A 17,563-nucleotide genomic window follows, 5' to 3' on the forward strand; every position below is an offset into this window, starting at 1 on the left:
TGTGAGCCAGTGGAAACTAGTTTTTCGGTGTGCGCAACGCGACGAAGTTCGTTACGCGCCGCGCCCCGGCGGCCTTCAGCACGTGTGCGAGGGCTTCGAGCGTGGCGCCGGTCGTCATGACATCGTCGACCACGGCGACGTGCAGGCCGCGCACCGGTGCGGCGACTTCAAACGCCCGGCCGACGTTTTGCCGGCGCGCATCCAGATCCAGTCGCGATTGCGGCGCGGTTTCGATCACGCGAGCGACCAACGTGGCGTCGCTGCGCACCCGAAGCGTACGCGCGAGCGGCTTCGCAATCTGCCATGCCTGGTTGTAACCACGTTCGACGAGGCGCTTCGCCGCAAGCGGGACCGGCGCGATCACGTCGGGCCATTCGGAGGCGCTTAGCGAATCGCCCGCGAGACGTGCAAGCCGCTGCGCAAACTCGTCGGCCAGCAGCAGGCGAGCACGAAACTTCAGGCCCACAGCGAGCGAGTCGAGTGGCGCGCGATAGTCGGCCAGCGCGAGCGTCGCGTCGAACGGCGGCGCCGTGGCGACACAGTCCGCACACCGGTAACCGGCGTTCCTGCCGCGACGCGAACTCGGCAACGGAACCGCGCAGACCAGGCAACGCAGGCGCGATTCGTTCGCATAAGCCTCGTCACAGCCTCGACAGAGTGCACTCTGCGACAAATTGCCGCAGAGTGCACAGAGATTCGGCAGGACGGCATGAACAAGGCGCGGCCATGAAGATCCCAGCCGGGTTGCAAGTTTTGCAACCCGGCCGCAAGGTGAAAAAGCCGACACCTGGAATTGCATTGATGGGCCGCCTGCGAAACGCCAGTTACGATGAGTGAAAGGGAGCGAGCGAGTATACTTCGGGCTCTTCGTCCGCGTGACCCCCATGTCCTCAACTCCCGCAAAATCTGGCCGTCCGGCCTATGATTCCCGGCGCCTTCAGCGGATTTTCGATCGCCGCGCCGCCACTTTCGACGAGGTTGCGTTCCTGCCGCGCGAGATCGCCCAGCGTATGCGCGAGCGTCTCGATTACATCAAGGTCAGTCCGGCCGCCGTGCTCGATGCGGGCTGTGGCGCGGGCGACGACCTGCCTGGTTTGCGCGAGCGTTTCCCGGAAGCACCGGTGTTCGGTACGGATCTTTCCCGTGCCATGCTGACCCGCGCGCTGGCGCACGACGCCGGCGACACGAGCTGGCGGCGCTTTCTGCCGGCTTCGATCGGCAAGGCGCTCGGCGCACGCGGCCCGCGCTTTGCCCAGGCCGATTTCTCCGCTCTGCCCTTTACGCCCGGCGCGTTCGAATTCATCTGGTCAAACCTCGCCTTGCACTGGCATTCGCGGCCCGATCTCGTGTTTCCCGAATGGCAGCGCGTGCTCAAGGTAGGGGGGCTGCTAATGTTCAGCACGCTTGGTCCCGATACACTCAAGGAACTGCGTGGCGCCTATGCCGAAGTGGAGGCGGCGCACGGTGTGCCTTCGGCAAAGCATGTGATCGATTTCGTGGACATGCACGATCTGGGCGATATGCTGGTGGACAGCGGCTTCGAGATTCCGGTGATGGATCAGGAAACGCTCACCATCACCTATCAGTCGCCGCAGTCGCTGCTTGCGGATGTGCGCCGTTGGGGTGCCTATCCGTTCGAGCGCGAGGCTGCGGCTTATCCGGGCATGGGCGCCGGGCCGGTGTCTCGGCGCTTGTACAAGGCCCTGCTGGCGGCGCTGGAGGCGCGCCGGCGGGCCGACGGCACGCTTGCCCTGACGTTCGAGGTGATCTACGGACATGCATGGAAGGCTGTGCCACGGATGACCGCCGAAGGTCACGGGATCGTGCGGCTCGAGGACATTGGCCGGGGTCCGTCGAAGAATCGTTGAACCGGAAAGAGGGCATCTGTTATGTCTGAAATTACCGGGACAAAAGTGTTTCCCGAGGTGCGTCAAAACGGCGCAGAGGCTTGTCGGGACTGGCTTGCGGGCCGATAGGGCGTTGCTTGTGGATGCCATAGAACGCGCCTATAATGCGTCAGTTTGTCGCTCGGAGTTCCCACATCCGCAGCGGCAGGCCCGAGGCGCTGGGCAGCAGGAAAGGGCGGTAGGCAACGGTAACAGGCAGGGTTAAGAGGCAACTCGCAGGAGACAGCGATGGCGTCATCTGATCTGCTGGTGGAGTCGGAACCGGTCCTCAAAGACTGGACGATGAAACGCAACTGTTCGGTGTCGCCCAGGCAGTTCGTATGGTTCTATGTGTCGCTTGCGGTGTTTTCGCTGCTGATTGCTTTCATGCTGGATCTGATCGGCGCCTGGCTGGTGCTGCCGTTCACCGGCATTGAGTTGGTGGCGGTCGGTATCGCTTTTGCAATTTACGCACGTCATGCTGTGGATTACGAACGCATCAGGCTGTTTCCGAACCGGCTGGTAATCGAGCGGGTAAGCGCGGAGCAGGTCACGCAGTTCGAATTCAATCCACGCTGGGTGCGGATCGAGCCGGGCGCAACGCCGCGTGACCACATCAAACTGGTTTCGCGTGGCCAGACGATCATGATCGGGCAACACCTCGCGCAGTATCGGCGCGCGCAATTTGCAGGTGAATTGCGCATGTGGCTCAGGCGTTGTTAGACGCATTGAGGCTCGCGCCGTTCAGGAGGAGCGCGAGGCAGCCTTCCAGCGGGGTCGAGGGTTTGAATGGAAAATTTGGGTAAGGAATCTATGAAAACAATCAAGCGAGCCCTGATGGGCGGGCTGGCGCTTACCGGGATGTTCTTTGCCGGTGCCGCGCTGGCAGTGGGTGACAGTCCTGGCGGCCCCGCCGTCAACGAGATCAACCTCCAGCCGCCTGCAACCGCTATCGCTGAGGAGCTCTATCACCTCCACACGTTCATGCTGATCCTCTGTACGGTGATCTTCATTGGCGTGTTCGGCGTGATGTTCTATTCGGTCTTTGCTCACCGCAAGTCGAAAGGCCATAAGGCCGCCCATTTCCACGAAAGCACCACCGTTGAAATCATCTGGACGATTGTCCCGTTCGTCATCGTCGTGCTGATGGCGTTGCCCGCCACCAAGACGGTCATCGCGATGAAGGACACCACCAACTCCGACCTCACCGTGAAGGTGACCGGGTATCAGTGGAAGTGGAACTACGACTACGTGAAGGGTCCGGGCGAAGGCATCAACTTCTTCTCCACGTTGACCACGCCGCGTGCCGAGGTCGACGGCGAACAGGCCAAGACCGATACCTATCTGCAGGAAGTCGACAACCCGCTCGTGGTGCCGGTCGACAAGAAGATCCGCATCATCACCACCGCCAACGACGTGGTCCACTCCTGGTACGTGCCGGCCTTCGGCGTGAAGCAGGATGCGATTCCGGGCTTCGTGCGCGACACGTGGTTCAAGGCCGACAAGGTTGGTACCTTCCGCGGCTTCTGTACGGAGCTGTGCGGCAAAGAACATGCGTTCATGCCGGTCGTCGTCGAAGTGCTTTCGGCTGACGACTATGCGAAGTGGGTCGCCGACCAGCAGAAGAAAATGGCCGCCGGCGCTGACGATCCGAACAAGACCTACACCCTCGCTGAATTGATGGAGCGCGGCGGCAAGGTCTATGCGGCGAACTGCGCGGTCTGTCACCAGCCGACCGGCAAGGGTGGTGGCGCGTTCCCGGCGCTCGACGGCAGCAAGGTTGCCAACGGCCCGATTGCCCAGCACGTGAGCATCGTGCTGAAGGGCAAGAACGTGATGCCGTCGTGGGGGCCTACCCTGAACGACGTCGAAATCGCATCGGTCATCACATTTGAGCGCAACTCGTGGGGCAACCACACGGGCGACATTCTCCAGCCGAAGCAGGTTGCGGATGCGCGCAATGGCAAGCTGCCCGAAGGTGGGGACCACCTCGCGGGCGCGGCAGCAGGCGCAAGCGGTGCGGCCGCCGCTAGCGGCGCTGACGCAACATCGGGCGCTGCAGCGGCGTCGGGCGGCGACGCCGCGTCAGGCGCGGCAGCAGCCCCGGCCTCCGGCGGTTCGGATAGCGCAGCAGCGTCGCAACCGCAGGCAGCCTTGCCGGCCAACGTCTACTTCGAGACCGGCAAGAGCACGCTGCCGGGCGACGCGCAGGCAGCAGTCGCGGCGGCTGCGGATTACGCGAAGGCGCATCCGGATGCCAAGTTCACTCTGTCAGGCTTTACGGACGCCACCGGTTCGGCCGAGCTCAATGCGAAGCTCGCCAAGAGCCGCGCGGAAGCCGTGCGCGATGCGCTGAAGTCGGCTGGCATCGCTGAAGACCATATTATTTTAAAGAAGCCGGAAACGGTCACGGGCGGCAGCGACCCCAAAGAGGCTCGCCGTGTTCAGATCAGTTCCGCAGCCTGACGTGTTCATGGTCAGCACCGCAGTATTCGCTTTAGGAGATTGTCATGTCTAGCGTTGGACACGATGTAGTCGCGGGCCACGAGCACGTACACGGTGATCCGCATGCGCATGGGACGCCGCATGGCTGGCGTCGCTGGCTGTATGCCACCAACCACAAGGATATCGGTACGCTGTACCTGATCTTCTCGTTCACCATGTTCCTCTCCGGGGGCGTGATGGCGCTGATGATCCGTGCCGAGCTGTTCGAGCCGGGCCTGCAGATCATGCGCCCCGAGTTCTTCAACCAGTTGACCACCATGCACGGCCTGATCATGGTGTTCGGCGCGATCATGCCGGCCTTCGTCGGTTTCGCGAACTGGATGGTGCCGCTGCAGATCGGCGCATCGGACATGGCCTTCGCGCGGATGAACAACTTCAGCTTCTGGCTGCTGCCGGTTGCCGCCGTGCTGCTGGTGGGCTCGTTCTTCGCGCCGGGTGGTGCAACGGCTGCGGGCTGGACGCTGTACGCGCCGCTTTCCACGCAGATGGGACCGGGCATGGACTTCGCGATTTTCGCGGTCCACTTGATGGGTGCCTCGTCGATCATGGGCGGCATCAACATCGTCGTGACGATCCTGAACATGCGCGCGCCGGGTCTGACGCTGATGAAGATGCCGATGTTCGTCTGGACGTGGCTCATCACCGCTTACCTGCTGATTGCCGTGATGCCGGTTCTGGCAGGGGCGATCACCATGCTGCTGTTCGATCGCCACTTCGGCACCTCGTTCTTCAACGCAGCTGGCGGCGGCGATCCGGTGATGTACCAGCATATCTTCTGGTTCTTCGGGCACCCCGAGGTGTACATCATGATCTTGCCGGCGTTCGGGATCGTGTCGCAGGTGATCCCGGCGTTCTCGCGCAAGCCGCTGTTCGGCTATAGCTCGATGGTGTACGCCACGTCGTCGATCGCAATCCTGTCGTTCATGGTCTGGGCGCACCACATGTTCGCCACCGGCATGCCGGTGACGGGGCAGTTGTTCTTCATGTACGCCACGATGTTGATCGCTGTGCCGACGGGCGTGAAGGTGTTCAACTGGGTTGCCACGATGTGGCGCGGTTCGCTGACGTTCGAAACCCCGATGCTGTTTGCGGTGGGCTTCCTGTTCGTGTTCACGTTCGGCGGTCTGACGGGCCTGATGCTCGCCATGGCGCCGCTCGACATCCAGTATCACGGCACTTATTTTGTGGTGGCCCACTTCCACTACGTGCTGGTGGCGGGCTCGCTGTTCGGGCTCTTCTCCGGCTGGTACTACTGGTCGCCGAAGTGGACCGGCTGGATGTATAACGAGACGCGCGGCAAGATCCACTTCTGGGGCTCGATGATCTTCTTCAACCTCGCGTTCCTGCCGATGCACTTCGTGGGTCTCGCAGGCATGCCGCGTCGTTACGCCGACTACCCCGCGCAGTTCACCGACTGGAACCAGGTCATCACAATCGGTGCGTTCGGCTTCGGCCTGACCCAGGTGTACTTCCTCTTCGCCGTCGCACTGCCGGCTTACCGCGGCGGTGGCGAACTCGAGAAGGCCAGCGACAAGCCGTGGGACGGCGCCACGGGCCTCGAATGGACCGTGCCGAGCCCGGCTCCGTTCCACACGTTCGAACATCCGCCGACGGTCGAGTAAGCCGAACGGCGTTCCCGGTCCCGGCGCAAGCCGGACCGGGTGCAGCGAAGCGGTAGAGTCGTAGCGTGGTAGAGCGGTGTTCCTTATCAGTGATGTGTCGAGAAACTCCAGCATGACCCGGAATCCCATACAAAGACGTACGCCCGAGCAAATCCGCGCGGGCAACTTGCGGCTCGGTTTGATCATGTTCGCTATCGCCGCCGCGTTTTTCGTGGGTATCTTCGTCAAGCGGAGCTTCTTCTCCTGAAGACGATCGTTGTCGTAGGCGAAGGAAGATGACGGTAATGAGCGACAACGGCGGTAAACGCGACGGCAGCAGCACTGGAAAGAGCAGCTTTGGACAGTCGATGAAGGCTGTTTTCTGGGCGTTTTTCGGCGTGCGCAAGCGGCGCGATCTGGAATCGGACGCAGCGCAGCTCAACCCCTTGCACGTGCTGGCAGCCGCCTTGATTGGCGCGGCCATCTTTATCGCCATACTGATTTTCGTCGTCCGTGCGGTGGTGGGGTAAGTCGGCAACACCGGGCCAAAGATGGCTCCGAAATTAGAGTGAAGCGATGCGGTATCGACGCATCGCCGAAGAGACAGCCGGACTAAACCGGGTCAAGCGGAACAACTGGACTGAAGTGGAGAATCAAGAATGAGCGGTCAAAACGAGAGCCCGTACTACTTCGTACCGCATCCGTCGCGGCATCCGATCAGCGCGGCCATCGGGCTGCTGGTCATGCTGTCATCGCTTGCGGCGTGGATCAACGGCGAGAGCTGGGCGCCTCTGACGGTGCTCGCTGGCTTGCTGTGGTTGCTCTACACGTTGTGGCACTGGTTCGGCGACGCGATCTCCGAGTCCGAAGGCGGCATGTACGGCAAGAACGTCGACAAGTCGTACCGCTGGAGCATGAGCTGGTTCATCTTCTCCGAAGTCATGTTCTTTGGCGCATTTTTTGGCGCACTGTTTTACGCTCGCGAAATTGCCTTGCATCAACTGGGCAGCCTTGACTACAAGCTGATCTGGCCGGATTTCTCGGCTGTGTGGCCGAACAACGGTCCGGCAGCGCTGGTGTCGAATTTCAAGTCGATGCAACCGTGGCCGGTGCCGACCATCAACACGGCGCTGCTGCTCTCGTCGGGCGCGACGCTGACCGTGGCTCACCATGCGCTGCGTGAGAACCATCGCAACAAGACGATCGCCTGGCTGGCCGCGACTGTCCTGCTGGGTCTGTGCTTCCTGTTCCTGCAGGGCTTCGAGTACTACCACGCGTATAACGAACTGAACCTGACGCTGTCTTCCGGCGTGTATGGCTCGACCTTCTTCCTGCTGACCGGTTTCCACGGCTTTCACGTGTTCCTCGGCGGCACGATGCTGACGGTCGTACTGGTGCGCGTGATTCGCGGCCACTTCACGGCGGATCACCACTTCGCGTTCGAAGGCGCGGCCTGGTACTGGCACTTTGTGGACGTGGTGTGGCTCGGGCTGTACGTTGTCGTGTACTGGCTGTAAAGCTTGCCGGCCCGCGCGTAGTATTTTTTACTGGGTTTTGACACCGGACACGTGGGCATTTGAATTGCCGGATTCGCTGCAGATCGCGAAGCCACCGCGTAGTATTCCGGACTGACGCAGCGCCGCCCTCGACCCTGTCAGGGCGGCGTTTTGTTTATGGCGCGGAGTTGTTGCGTGGTACGCGCAGAGGTGAAGTTTGCGCGCGCCCGGCCTAGCGGCCGTAAGGAATACCGGTCGACTGAATCCAGCCCATCCAGTGAGCGAACAGGATGAACAGGAACAGCGAGATCGACAGGCCCACGCGAGTAGCCAGCGACCAGACCATGCGTTTCGTCTTGCCCTTGTCGTGCACCATGAAGTACAGCGCCGAGGCCATGCTGGCGATGATCAGGGCAAAGGCGATGGGAACGAGAATGTGCATGAAATCAGCTGAAATTCAGGAGCGCGAAGGCAATATGGCTATTATCGCACCGTGCGTTGCACCGCGTGTACCGTCGGGGCAGGCGCGATGAAGATCCGCTGGTTGCCCGCGCTGCTGATTCTGATCGTCGTGGCGGTGACGGTGCGGCTGGGGTTCTGGCAGCGTGACCGCGCGCATCAGAAAGAGACGCTGCAGGCCCACATCACGCAGTTCGAAAACGCGCCGGCCGAGCCGATCAGCAGCGCTCCGCTGGCACTGAAAGACATCGAGTTTCACCGGGTGCGCGCGCGTGGCAGTTTCGTCGCCGACAAGGTGGTCTATCTCGACAATCGCCCGTATAACGATCAACCGGGCTTTTACGTCGTGATGCCGTTTAAACTCGCTGATGGTGGCTACGTGCTGGTCAATCGCGGCTGGTTGCCGCGCAACATCAATGACCGCACGGTGATCGAGCCGTATGTCACGCCGCCGGGGCAGATCGAGATCGAAGGTATTGCGCGGGCCGATGCGACCCGCGCGTTCGAACTCGGGCAGGGCGGATCGGCCCCGCATCAGGCGATCCGGCAGAATCTCGACGTGGGCGCTTATGCCGCGGAGACTGGTCTGCCGCTGCAGCCGTTTGTGATCCAGCAGTTGAGCGACGATGGCGACAAGCTTGTGCGCGACTGGCCTGCACCGGATACCGACGTCGAGCGCAACTACGGCTATATGCTCCAATGGTGGGGCATGGCCATCGCGGCGGTCGCGTTCGGTTTGTATGCCGCGCGGCGCGCCGCGAAGAAAGAGCACGCGCCCAGCGCGTAAGCTGTGTCGTGCAGACAAATGCATCGCGCGTGGCCGGCAGCTTGACCGCTCGCGCCGCGCAATCATTGAAAGAGGTTCGGTAGTGTCGACGCAAACTCCCCGTTCGCCGCAAGCCGGCAAATCCGCTGCTCGTCCTGCGGTCACGCCTGGCCAGCCGCGCACCAAAGGTTCATGGCAACGCGGCCGCTGGATGATGCTGCTGATCGCGCTCGTGTGTGCCGCGCCCGTGATTGGCTCGTACTTCACGTACTACGTCATCAAGCCGACCGGCGGCACCACCAGCTACGGCACGCTGATCGAACCGCAGCGGCCGATTCCGGAAGAACTGGTCGTGACCGGGGAAGACGGCAAGCCGGTGAAGCTCACGTCGCTGCGTGGCAAATGGCTCATGGTTTCGGTCGACAACAGCGCGTGCGACAAGGCCTGCGCGACCAAGCTGTATTTCATGCGCCAGATACGCGCAACCCAGGGGCCAGAGCGCGAGCGGGTGGTCGAGGTATGGCTGCGCACGGACGCGGGCAACGTGTCTGACGTGATCCAGAAAGCCTATCCGGACACGCGCAAGCTGATCGCCGATCCGGCTGCCCTGGCTGCATGGCTGCCCGTCGACACCGGCACGACGCTGACCGATCACATCTTCGTGGTCGACCCGAACGGCAATCTGATGATGCGTTTCCCGAAAGATCCGAACCCGAGCAAGATCAAGGGCGACATCACGAAGCTGCTGAAGTGGTCGAGCATCGGTTGATGCGGCGTTTTATCGCACGGCCGGGTGTACCGCGGATTGGATCGTCTGTAGCACCATTGGCCGCTATGTTTCCAGCGAGAAGGTAGAGAGATGTTCGTATTGCAACTGGGCCTGATTGGCTTGTGCATTGCGTTGTTGCCGCTGTCCTATATATGGGTCAAGGCCGACGACAATAAATTCCGCAAGCTGGTGTGGGTCACCACTTTCCTGACGCTGGACCTGGTGATGTTCGGCGGCTTCACGCGCCTGACGGACTCCGGTCTCGGCTGTCCTGACTGGCCGGGTTGTTATGGAACGTCCTCGCCGTTCATCGCTCACGCTGCTATCGCCGCCGCTCACCAGGCTATGCCTACCGGGCCTGTCAGCATGACAAAGGCCTGGATCGAAATGATCCACCGCTATTTCGCCATGGCGATTGGCGTGCTGATCGTCGCGCAGATGCTGATCGCCTGGGTCGCGCGCATCAAGCGTCGGCCGTTGCATGTTTCGCCGTGGTGGCCGACTTCGTTGCTGCTGCTGATTCTCGTGCAGGGTGTGTTCGGCGCGTGGACTGTGACGCTCAAACTGCAACCGGTGATCGTGACCACGCACTTGCTGCTCGGCCTGGCCTTGCTCGGTATGCTGGGCTGGCTGGCTGCGCGCCAGACGCCGCTGCCGGCCTATGAGCCCGAGGCCGCGCAGTGGCGCGCGGCGGCGCTCGCCGGGTTGGCGCTGCTGGTCGTGCAGATCGCGCTCGGCGGTTGGGTCAGTACGAACTACGCGGTGCTCGCCTGTACAGATTTCCCGACCTGCAACGGTCAATGGATCCCGCCGATGGATTTCGCGCACGGCTTTCACCTATGGCGCGCGCTGGGCATGACGGGCGACGGTGAGATGATCACCCAGGATGCACTGGTGGCGATCCACTGGACCCATCGAACTTTCGCCATCGTCGTGATCGCCTATCTGCTGTGGTTTGCGCTGAAGGTGCGTCGCTTCGAATCGCTGCGGCGGCCCGCTGACGGCGTGCTGCTGGTAGTGCTGATCCAGTTCCTCACGGGCCTCTCCAACATCGTCCTGCAATGGCCGTTGCCGATTGCAGTCGCCCATAACGGGGGCGCCGCGATCCTGCTGCTCCTGCTCGTTATGCTAAACTTTCGAATCGCTTCTAGCCGTCCCGGCCGCGCCGCGTTGCCTGCGCGCGATGCCGCGCCAGCGTGACCCCACATGGACAGCACAACTCTTTCCCAGACCCCCGGTAGCCGGATCTCCCAATACATCGCGCTCACCAAGCCGCGCGTCACGCAGCTTGCCGTGTTCTGCGCTGTCATCGGTATGTTCCTCTCCACGCCCGGTATGGTGCCGTGGACGGTGCTGATTGGCGGCACCGTCGGTATCTGGCTGCTGGCCGGTGCGGCGTTCGCCATCAACTGCCTCGTCGAACAGAAGATCGACGCGAAGATGCGCCGTACGTCGTGGCGCCCGTCTGCCCGCGGTGAAATCACCACTCCACAGATCCTGCTGTTTTCCGCCGTGCTCGGCGGGCTCGGCATGTGGACGCTCTATACGTTCGCCAATCCGTTGACGATGTGGCTCACCATTGCCACTTTCGTCGGCTACGCGGTCGTCTATACGCTGCTGCTCAAGCCAGCTACGCCGCAGAACATCGTGATCGGGGGCGCTTCGGGCGCCATGCCGCCTGCGCTTGGCTGGGCCGCGGTCACGGGGCATGTGCCGGGCGACGCATGGATTCTGGTGCTGATCATCTTTGTCTGGACGCCGCCGCATTTCTGGGCGCTCGCGCTGTATCGCCGCAAGGACTACGAAAGCGCCGGTCTGCCAATGCTGCCGAACACCCACGGCGAACAGTACACGCGGCTGCATATTTTGTTGTACTCGGTGATCCTGTTCGCGGTCGCGCTGATGCCGTTTATCTCGGGCATGAGCGGGATCGTGTATCTGGTGGCGGCGGTGCTGCTCGGTGCCGTGTTCCTCGCCTACGCGTGGAAGATCTATCGGGAGTACTCCGATACGCTCGCGCGTCAGTTGTTCCGTTACTCGATCATCTACCTGTCGCTGCTGTTCGCCGCGCTGTTGATCGATCACTATGCACGTGTCCTGATCGGCGCGTAACACCATGCTCACAAACCGGTTTGCGCGTCTCGCGCGTGCTGCCTTGATGGCCTGTGCGCTCGGTGGCGCGATCCTGGCCTCAGGCTGCGGCAAACCCGCCCCCTCGTTCGAGAATCTCGACATTACCGGCAACACGCAATTCGGCACGGACTTCTCGTTGCCCGATGCCAGCGGCAAGACGCACACGCTCGAGGACTACAAGGGCAAGGTCGTGGTGCTGTTCTTCGGCTACACGCACTGTCCGGACGTCTGTCCGACGACCATGGCCGAACTCGCGCAGGCACTGCAGCAGTTGGGCCCCACAGACGCAAGCCGCGTCCAGGTGCTATTCGTCACCGTCGATCCCGATCGCGACACTTCAACCGTGATGTCGCAGTATGTGCCGGCCTTCAATCCGACCTTTGTCGGCTTGCGCCCGGCCGATCAGGCGCAACTCACCAAGGTGACAAAAGACTTCCGCGTGTACTACGCGAAGGTGCCGGGCAAGACGCCGGACAGTTACACGATGGACCATACGGCTGCCAGCTATGTCTTCGATCCGGACGGCAAGTTGCGACTGTTCGCCCGCGATGGCCAGGGCGCCGAACCTTGGGTGCACGACATCAAGCTACTGCTTGGTTAAGGCGTAGCCCCATCTGTCGTCCGCTCGTCCGCATACCCATATGCGATAGCGGTATTTCACTTCTCGCAGAGCCTATGAGACCATTCGCGACCCAGCTGATGGCGCGCGTATTGCGCCGCCAGCCGTTCACCCGAATCTGACATCGATCAGAAATAGCGAGATTTACATGCAGCGCAGAAACATCCTCAAAGCCCTCTCCGCAGTTGTCGCCTCCGCAGCTCTCGTCACAAGCGTCGGCGCTCACGCCGACGACAAGGTCATCAAGGTCGGCACCATCAGCGGTCCCGACGCGCAAATCTGGGCGGTGGTCCAGAAAGTGGCGCAGCGCGAAGGCCTCAACGTGAAGGTCATCGAATTCAACGATTACGTCCAGCCGAACGCCGCTCTCGACGCAGGCGATCTGGACGCCAACAGCTTCCAGCACCAGCCCTACCTCGATAGCCAGGTCAAGCAGCGTGGCTACAAGATCGTCAGCGCGGGCCTGACCTACATTTCCCCGCTCGGCATCTATTCGAAGAAGTTCAAATCGCTGAAGGATCTGCCGCAAGGTGCGAAGGTCGCAGTGCCTAACGATCCGTCCAACGAGAACCGCGCACTGCTGTTGTTGCAGGCACAAGGCGTGATCAAGCTGAAGGCTGGCGCCGGCACGAACGGTAACAGCGCCACGCCGCTCGACGTCGCCGAGAATCCGAAGAAAGTGAAGCTCGTTGAACTGGACGCCGCGCAGTTGCCGCGCTCGCTGTCCGACGTGGACGCTGCTGCGATCAACACGAACTACGCGCTTGCCGGCGGCCTGCAGCCGACTAAAGATGCGATCGCGCTCGAGGACATCCATAGCCCGTACGCGAATCTGATCGCCGTGCGCACGCAGGACAAGGACAAGCCGTGGGTTAAAAAGCTGGTCGCGGCTTATCAGTCGGATGACGTGCGCCAGTTCATCAAAACCCAGTTCAAGGGTTCGGTGGTGCCGTCGTTCTAAGCACGCTGCAGCCACGACGAAGCGCCGCAACGCAAAGTGCCATGGGAGACCATGGCACTTTTTTATTGGGCTTCGCATTGAGGTTCATATTGCGCTTCGTTCGGTGCACCTACAGATCGCGCTCCCAGCGTTCGACCGTCAACTCATGACCGAAGCGCATCTCCGGCGCCACGTCGGCGCAGACAAAACCGGCACGCTCGCAGAGCCGCCGGGATTGTTCGAGCGTCGTGACCGTGGCCAGGGTGAGCCGGGTGTAGCCCGCACGCCTGGCGAAGCGCACACACTCGTCGACCAGTTGCGTGCCGATGCCGAGCCGGCGCATGTCGGGCTCGATATACAGCATCGTGATCCGCGCCACCGTGGCCGATACGCCTGCCACCATGGCCGCGCCGACGATCGCATTGTCCTGTTCGACGATCCAGCACATCTCACGCACCGGATCGTGATGCTGGGTGAAGTCAGCGACGATGCCAGCAAGCAAGCCTTCGAAAGTCTGATCCCAGCCGTGTTCGCTCGCAAACAGGAGGGCTTGCCGGTGCACGAGCCAGCCATATTCGCCTGCGCGCGGCGCCCGTAGCGTCACGACGCCGCGGCGCGGTTGCTCGTCGAGCAGTCGCTCGACGAGCTTCATCGCGCCGATCAACTCTTCCTGCGAGCTTTCCGCGAGGCGTTCCAGTGCCGACATGACTTCTTCGATGGCGGCGACGTCGAGCGGTTCGTAGGCGGCGTACCCCTGGTCGGTGAGCGCGATTAACGACTGCCGCGCGTCGCTCTCCGATGGACGCCGTGTGAGCAGATTGCGGCGTTCGAAGCTGGTGAGCAGGCGGCTTAGATAACCGCTGTCGAGTCCGAGATTGCGCGCCAGCACAGTGGCGGTTTGCGCGCGCCCGCGCGCCAGTTCATGCAGCACACGCACTTCGGTCAGCGAGTACGGGCTCTTTTGCAGACGCTCGTGCAACGCACCGATATGCTTCGTGTAGAAGCGGTTGAAATGGCGGACGGCCTCAACGCGCCGCAGCGCTGCGGAATCGGTCAACGTACGGCTCCCGGAAGTCCTTGAAGGTGTCAGACAACAAACCTATTGGATGACATCCTATCTAAAAACTGCATAAAAAGCGGTAAAACGTACACTCTAACCGGCCACAGCGATTGGTATTACAAAAGTACGCATGCGAAGTCGCGCGATCCGTTCGGTAGCGAACCAGTGGTTCTCTATAGACCCTCAAGATATCTCGAATACGGGTAAATACCGATCACCGGAAACGCCCGGTAAGCCTGTCGCAATCTGCCGGATTCCCTTTACTGTCAAAGGTTTGACGGCGATCGGACCGGTATGGAACAACTCGATTGACTGGTATTATGGTGGTTATATAATGGGCTCTCTCTTCGAAGCCCACGCTCTTCCTTTCGACCCACCTGAGCCCATGGAAACACGCTGGTCCGCATTGATGCCTGACGCCCGCAACGTCACGCCGCTCTATCTGCAGCTCGCGCGCAACCTGGCGACGGCCATCCACTGTGGCGTCTGGTCGGCGGGTGAGGCGTTACCGTCGGAGCGTACGCTGTCGGATGCGATCGGCGTGTCGCGTATTACCGCACGCAAGGCGATCGAATTGCTGGTTGAACAGGGGCTAATCCGCCGCTCGCCGGGTGCTGGCAGTTTCATTACGCCGCGCGTCGAAGATCCACTGTCGCGGCTCACCGGCTTCACGAAAAAGATGCAGCAGCGGGGCTTTCGTCCCGACTCGGTCTGGCTCGAACGCGGCATTCGCGCAGCGAACCGCGACGAGCTGGTGCACCTCGGCCTGTCGCCGGGTGCAGCGGTGACGAGTCTGCGGCGTCTGCGGCGCGCGGACGGCATCGTGATGGCGGTGGAACATTCGGCGCTGCCGGCCGCGATCGTGCCGGACCCGCAGGCGATCGGCGTGTCGCTGTACAGCTATCTGGAGCAGCGTGGCATGGCAGTCGTGCGCGCGCTGCAGCACTTTCGGGCCGTCAACGCGACGAGCGAGATTGCCTCGCTGATGGACATCGAACCGCGCTCGGCGCTGCTGGTGATCACACGTATCGGCTATAGCGCCGACCAGCGGGCGATTGAATTGACAGACACCTACTGCCGGGACGACTACTACGACTTTGTCGCCGAACTGCGTCAATAAGGACGCAATAACGGCGCGGCCCTCGCGCAACGCTGAACGGCGCGGATCAGAAACGTATCGCACTACGTATTATCAGAGAGACTCATGCTGACCGGAAACATACTCACCACCGATGGGTGGATTCACGGCACGCTCGAATACGAAAACGGCCGTATCACGTCGCTCACAGGTGAGCGGGTCGATCCGTCCACCAACGAAGCGCCCTACATCCTGCCGGGCTTTATCGATCTGCACGTGCATGGCGGCGGCGGCGCCGACGTGATGGAAGCGGGCGACGCGATCGACACGATCACGCGCACGCATGCCCGCTTCGGCACTACGAGCCTCCTTGCCACGACGATGACCGCGCCGCGCGAAGAGCTGATGAACGTAGTAGCAAACCTGGGCGACGTGGCCCGTGTGCGTACGCCCGGTTGCTCGCGCGTGCTCGGCGTGCACCTTGAAGGACCGTATATCAATCCGGGCAAGCTCGGTGCGCAGCCGGACGCCGCTGTGTCCGCAGTGCTCGACGAAGTGCTGAAGTACCTGTCGATTGCGCCGATTCGCGTCGTCACGATCGCGCCGGAAATCTCCGGCCACATGGACATCATTTCCGAAATCGCCGCGCGCGGCGTGCGTGTGCAGCTCGGCCATTCGCTCGGCACGTACGACGACGCGGTTGCGGCGCTCAAACATGGAGCGTGTGGCTTCACGCACCTGTTCAATGCGATGTCGCCGCTGCATCACCGCAATCCCGGCATGGTCGGCGCGGCGCTGGCGCACGCTGAATTCGCGGAGATCATCCCTGACCTGCTGCACGTTCACCCGGGCGCAATTCGTGCCGCGATGCGGGCGATTCCGCGCGTGTACGTGGTGACCGACAGCACCTCGGCTACCGGCATGCCTGACGGCGAATACCGCCTTGGCAGCCAGCACGTCACCAAGTGTCTGGGCGGCGTGCGTCTTGCCGACGGTACGCTCGCCGGCAGCACCCTGACGATGGATCAGGCGCTGCGCAATCTGGTATCGCTCGGCCTGCCCATGGCCGACGTTTCAAATCGTCTGTCGCGCTATGCCGCCGACTATCTCGGCATTGAAGACCGCGGCCGCCTCGCGCGCGGTGCCTGGGCCGATATCGTCGTGTTCGATCGCGAACTGGCACTGACCGCGACTTACGTCGAAGGAGAATCAATTGTCGAATATGCTTAACGAAGCGCTGGCGTCCGCTGAGGTGGTCGCCGCGCAGCTTGCGGATACGTCGCACGTGCAGGCGCTGGCGGCGAGACTCGCTGAACAGCCTCGCCATGTCGCGCTGACGGTCGCACGCGGTAGTTCGGACCACGCAGCGAGTTATTTCGCGAGCCTTACCATGAGCCGCATTGGACTGCCGGTCGCTTCGCTGCCGATGTCCGTGGCGACGCTGCAGCAGGCGCCACTGAAGGTGCGCGATCAGCTTGCTATCGCGTTCTCGCAGTCCGGCAAGAGTCCTGATCTGGTGGGTACGATGGCCGCGCTGCGCGAGGCCGGCGCGCTGACTGTCGCGGCCGTGAACGCGCCGCAATCGCCGCTGGCCGATGCCTGCGAATGGCATCTGCCGCTGGTTGCCGGTCCCGAGTTGAGCGTCGCCGCGACCAAGAGCTATATCGCGATGCTGTCCATTTCCGCGCAACTGGTCGCGCACTGGCAGCAAGACGATGCATTGCTTGCCGCGCTCGGAGGCTTGCCCGAAGCGCTGCAAAGCGCCGGCAGACTCGACTGGAGCGAAGCCGTCGAGGAACTGCGTGGCATCGAGCGCATGATCGTGATAGGCCGTGGTCTTGGCCTCGCAATCGCGCAGGAAGCGGCGCTCAAGCTCAAGGAAACCTCGGGCATCCAGGCCGAAGCGTTTTCGAGCGCCGAAGTGCGTCATGGCCCGATGGAGCTGATCGATCGCGACTATCCGTTGCTCGTGTTCGCCCCGCGCGGACCCGAACAGGCCGGACTCATCCAGCTCGCGCGCGATATGCAGACCCGTGGCGCACGCGTGCTGCTGGCCGCGCCGGAAGATGTGCCGGAAGCTACCTTGTCGCTCGTCACGACGGCCCATGCGGCACTCGATCCGATCGCCGCGATTCTTTCCTTTTACGTGATGGCCGCAGGTCTTGCCGCTGCACGCGGACGCAACCCCGATGCGCCGCGCCATCTGAACAAAGTCACCGAAACCCACTGATCGAGTAATCAGATGCGTCGT

General features: G+C 62.2%; 19 protein-coding genes. 16 read left to right on the forward strand and 3 right to left on the reverse strand.

Translation table 11 applies throughout. The annotated features are described in order from the left end of the window. Positions 1-16: 16 nt before the first annotated feature. Positions 17-673, reverse strand: coding sequence for a ComF family protein (locus BUS06_RS04975; RefSeq protein ID WP_254368757.1), 657 nt, complete (start codon positions 671-673; stop codon positions 17-19). 211 nt (positions 674-884) lie between these two features. On the opposite strand from BUS06_RS04975, the gene BUS06_RS04980 reads away from it, so the two are divergent. From BUS06_RS04980 to BUS06_RS05005, 7 genes are all read left to right on the forward strand, one after another. Beyond that, the gene (locus BUS06_RS04980) at positions 885-1,868 is read left to right on the forward strand and encodes a methyltransferase domain-containing protein (RefSeq protein WP_074263259.1); all 984 of its coding nucleotides are present in this window, start codon (positions 885-887) and stop codon (positions 1,866-1,868) included. 267 nt (positions 1,869-2,135) lie between these two features. After that, positions 2,136-2,609, forward strand: a complete 474-nt coding sequence (locus tag BUS06_RS04985) for a DUF2244 domain-containing protein (protein WP_074263260.1) — start codon at positions 2,136-2,138, stop codon at positions 2,607-2,609. Positions 2,610-2,675: 66 nt separating this feature from the next. Beyond that, positions 2,676-4,352 (forward strand): cytochrome c oxidase subunit II, encoded by a 1,677-nt coding sequence (gene coxB, locus BUS06_RS04990; RefSeq protein WP_074263261.1) that lies wholly within the window; start codon positions 2,676-2,678, stop codon positions 4,350-4,352. 44 nt (positions 4,353-4,396) lie between these two features. Beyond that, positions 4,397-6,013 (forward strand): cytochrome c oxidase subunit I, encoded by a 1,617-nt coding sequence (gene ctaD / locus BUS06_RS04995; protein ID WP_074263262.1) that lies wholly within the window; start codon positions 4,397-4,399, stop codon positions 6,011-6,013. Positions 6,014-6,125: 112 nt separating this feature from the next. Beyond that, positions 6,126-6,260 carry a cytochrome oxidase small assembly protein gene (locus tag BUS06_RS38065; protein WP_217272797.1) on the forward strand — a complete coding sequence of 45 codons (135 nt, stop codon included), beginning with the start codon at positions 6,126-6,128 and terminating at the stop codon, positions 6,258-6,260. A gap of 37 nt (positions 6,261-6,297) precedes the next feature. Then, the gene (locus BUS06_RS05000; RefSeq protein WP_074263263.1) at positions 6,298-6,522 is read left to right on the forward strand and encodes a DUF2970 domain-containing protein; all 225 of its coding nucleotides are present in this window, start codon (positions 6,298-6,300) and stop codon (positions 6,520-6,522) included. A gap of 129 nt (positions 6,523-6,651) precedes the next feature. Continuing rightward, the gene (locus tag BUS06_RS05005) at positions 6,652-7,509 is read left to right on the forward strand and encodes a cytochrome c oxidase subunit 3 (protein ID WP_074263264.1); all 858 of its coding nucleotides are present in this window, start codon (positions 6,652-6,654) and stop codon (positions 7,507-7,509) included. Between the two features lie 211 nt (positions 7,510-7,720). On the opposite strand, the gene BUS06_RS05010 is transcribed toward BUS06_RS05005, so the two are convergent. Continuing rightward, the gene (locus tag BUS06_RS05010) at positions 7,721-7,930 is read right to left on the reverse strand and encodes a twin transmembrane helix small protein (protein WP_074263265.1); all 210 of its coding nucleotides are present in this window, start codon (positions 7,928-7,930) and stop codon (positions 7,721-7,723) included. A gap of 87 nt (positions 7,931-8,017) precedes the next feature. Here BUS06_RS05010 and BUS06_RS05015 point away from each other — a divergent pair, with 87 nt between their 5' ends. From BUS06_RS05015 to BUS06_RS05040, 6 genes are all read left to right on the forward strand, one after another. Beyond that, positions 8,018-8,734: an SURF1 family protein gene (locus BUS06_RS05015; protein ID WP_074263266.1), complete on the forward strand. Its 717-nt coding sequence runs from the start codon at positions 8,018-8,020 to the stop codon at positions 8,732-8,734. 82 nt (positions 8,735-8,816) lie between these two features. Next, a complete protein-coding gene (locus BUS06_RS05020; protein ID WP_074265919.1) occupies positions 8,817-9,482 on the forward strand; it encodes an SCO family protein in 666 nt (221 codons plus the stop codon). A 90-nt stretch (positions 9,483-9,572) separates the two neighbouring features. Continuing rightward, a complete protein-coding gene (locus BUS06_RS05025) occupies positions 9,573-10,682 on the forward strand; it encodes a COX15/CtaA family protein (RefSeq protein ID WP_074263267.1) in 1,110 nt (369 codons plus the stop codon). 6 nt (positions 10,683-10,688) lie between these two features. Beyond that, on the forward strand, positions 10,689-11,594 hold the full coding sequence (gene cyoE / locus BUS06_RS05030) for a heme o synthase (protein WP_074263268.1): 906 nt from the start codon (positions 10,689-10,691) through the stop codon (positions 11,592-11,594). Between the two features lie 4 nt (positions 11,595-11,598). Then, positions 11,599-12,216: an SCO family protein gene (locus tag BUS06_RS05035; RefSeq protein WP_074263269.1), complete on the forward strand. Its 618-nt coding sequence runs from the start codon at positions 11,599-11,601 to the stop codon at positions 12,214-12,216. A gap of 166 nt (positions 12,217-12,382) precedes the next feature. Further along, positions 12,383-13,195, forward strand: coding sequence for a MetQ/NlpA family ABC transporter substrate-binding protein (locus BUS06_RS05040; RefSeq protein WP_074263270.1), 813 nt, complete (start codon positions 12,383-12,385; stop codon positions 13,193-13,195). Positions 13,196-13,304: 109 nt separating this feature from the next. On the opposite strand, the gene BUS06_RS05045 is transcribed toward BUS06_RS05040, so the two are convergent. Further along, complete coding sequence (locus tag BUS06_RS05045) at positions 13,305-14,231, reverse strand: bifunctional helix-turn-helix transcriptional regulator/GNAT family N-acetyltransferase (protein WP_074263271.1); 927 nt, start codon at positions 14,229-14,231, stop codon at positions 13,305-13,307. Positions 14,232-14,619: 388 nt separating this feature from the next. Between BUS06_RS05045 and BUS06_RS05050 the strand changes: the two genes are divergently transcribed. From BUS06_RS05050 to BUS06_RS05060, 3 genes are all read left to right on the forward strand, one after another. Beyond that, complete coding sequence (locus tag BUS06_RS05050) at positions 14,620-15,354, forward strand: GntR family transcriptional regulator (RefSeq protein ID WP_074263272.1); 735 nt, start codon at positions 14,620-14,622, stop codon at positions 15,352-15,354. Between the two features lie 84 nt (positions 15,355-15,438). Then, positions 15,439-16,542, forward strand: coding sequence for an N-acetylglucosamine-6-phosphate deacetylase (nagA, locus tag BUS06_RS05055; protein WP_074263273.1), 1,104 nt, complete (start codon positions 15,439-15,441; stop codon positions 16,540-16,542). Next, positions 16,535-17,542 carry an SIS domain-containing protein gene (locus tag BUS06_RS05060; protein ID WP_074263274.1) on the forward strand — a complete coding sequence of 336 codons (1,008 nt, stop codon included), beginning with the start codon at positions 16,535-16,537 and terminating at the stop codon, positions 17,540-17,542. The genes nagA and BUS06_RS05060 overlap by 8 nt, the downstream gene beginning before the upstream one ends. Positions 17,543-17,563 lie beyond the last annotated feature (21 nt).

This window comes from Paraburkholderia phenazinium, from assembly GCF_900141745.1.
Lineage (GTDB): Bacteria > Pseudomonadota > Gammaproteobacteria > Burkholderiales > Burkholderiaceae > Paraburkholderia > Paraburkholderia phenazinium_B.

Bases quoted from the DNA above. Each gene is read 5' to 3' on its own strand.
- BUS06_RS04980 (WP_074263259.1), top strand. From the start codon at position 885: ATGTCCTCAACTCCCGCAAAATCTGGCCGTCCGGCCTATGATTCCCGG.
- BUS06_RS04985 (WP_074263260.1), top strand. From the start codon at position 2,136: ATGGCGTCATCTGATCTGCTGGTGGAGTCGGAACCGGTCCTCAAAGAC.
- coxB (WP_074263261.1), top strand. From the start codon at position 2,676: ATGGAAAATTTGGGTAAGGAATCTATGAAAACAATCAAGCGAGCCCTG.
- ctaD (WP_074263262.1), top strand. From the start codon at position 4,397: ATGTCTAGCGTTGGACACGATGTAGTCGCGGGCCACGAGCACGTACAC.
- BUS06_RS38065 (WP_217272797.1), top strand. From the start codon at position 6,126: ATGACCCGGAATCCCATACAAAGACGTACGCCCGAGCAAATCCGCGCG.
- BUS06_RS05000 (WP_074263263.1), top strand. From the start codon at position 6,298: ATGAGCGACAACGGCGGTAAACGCGACGGCAGCAGCACTGGAAAGAGC.
- BUS06_RS05005 (WP_074263264.1), top strand. From the start codon at position 6,652: ATGAGCGGTCAAAACGAGAGCCCGTACTACTTCGTACCGCATCCGTCG.
- BUS06_RS05010 (WP_074263265.1), bottom strand. From the start codon at position 7,930: ATGCACATTCTCGTTCCCATCGCCTTTGCCCTGATCATCGCCAGCATG.
- BUS06_RS05015 (WP_074263266.1), top strand. From the start codon at position 8,018: ATGAAGATCCGCTGGTTGCCCGCGCTGCTGATTCTGATCGTCGTGGCG.
- BUS06_RS05025 (WP_074263267.1), top strand. From the start codon at position 9,573: ATGTTCGTATTGCAACTGGGCCTGATTGGCTTGTGCATTGCGTTGTTG.
- cyoE (WP_074263268.1), top strand. From the start codon at position 10,689: ATGGACAGCACAACTCTTTCCCAGACCCCCGGTAGCCGGATCTCCCAA.
- BUS06_RS05035 (WP_074263269.1), top strand. From the start codon at position 11,599: ATGCTCACAAACCGGTTTGCGCGTCTCGCGCGTGCTGCCTTGATGGCC.
- BUS06_RS05040 (WP_074263270.1), top strand. From the start codon at position 12,383: ATGCAGCGCAGAAACATCCTCAAAGCCCTCTCCGCAGTTGTCGCCTCC.
- BUS06_RS05050 (WP_074263272.1), top strand. From the start codon at position 14,620: ATGGAAACACGCTGGTCCGCATTGATGCCTGACGCCCGCAACGTCACG.
- nagA (WP_074263273.1), top strand. From the start codon at position 15,439: ATGCTGACCGGAAACATACTCACCACCGATGGGTGGATTCACGGCACG.
- BUS06_RS05060 (WP_074263274.1), top strand. From the start codon at position 16,535: ATGCTTAACGAAGCGCTGGCGTCCGCTGAGGTGGTCGCCGCGCAGCTT.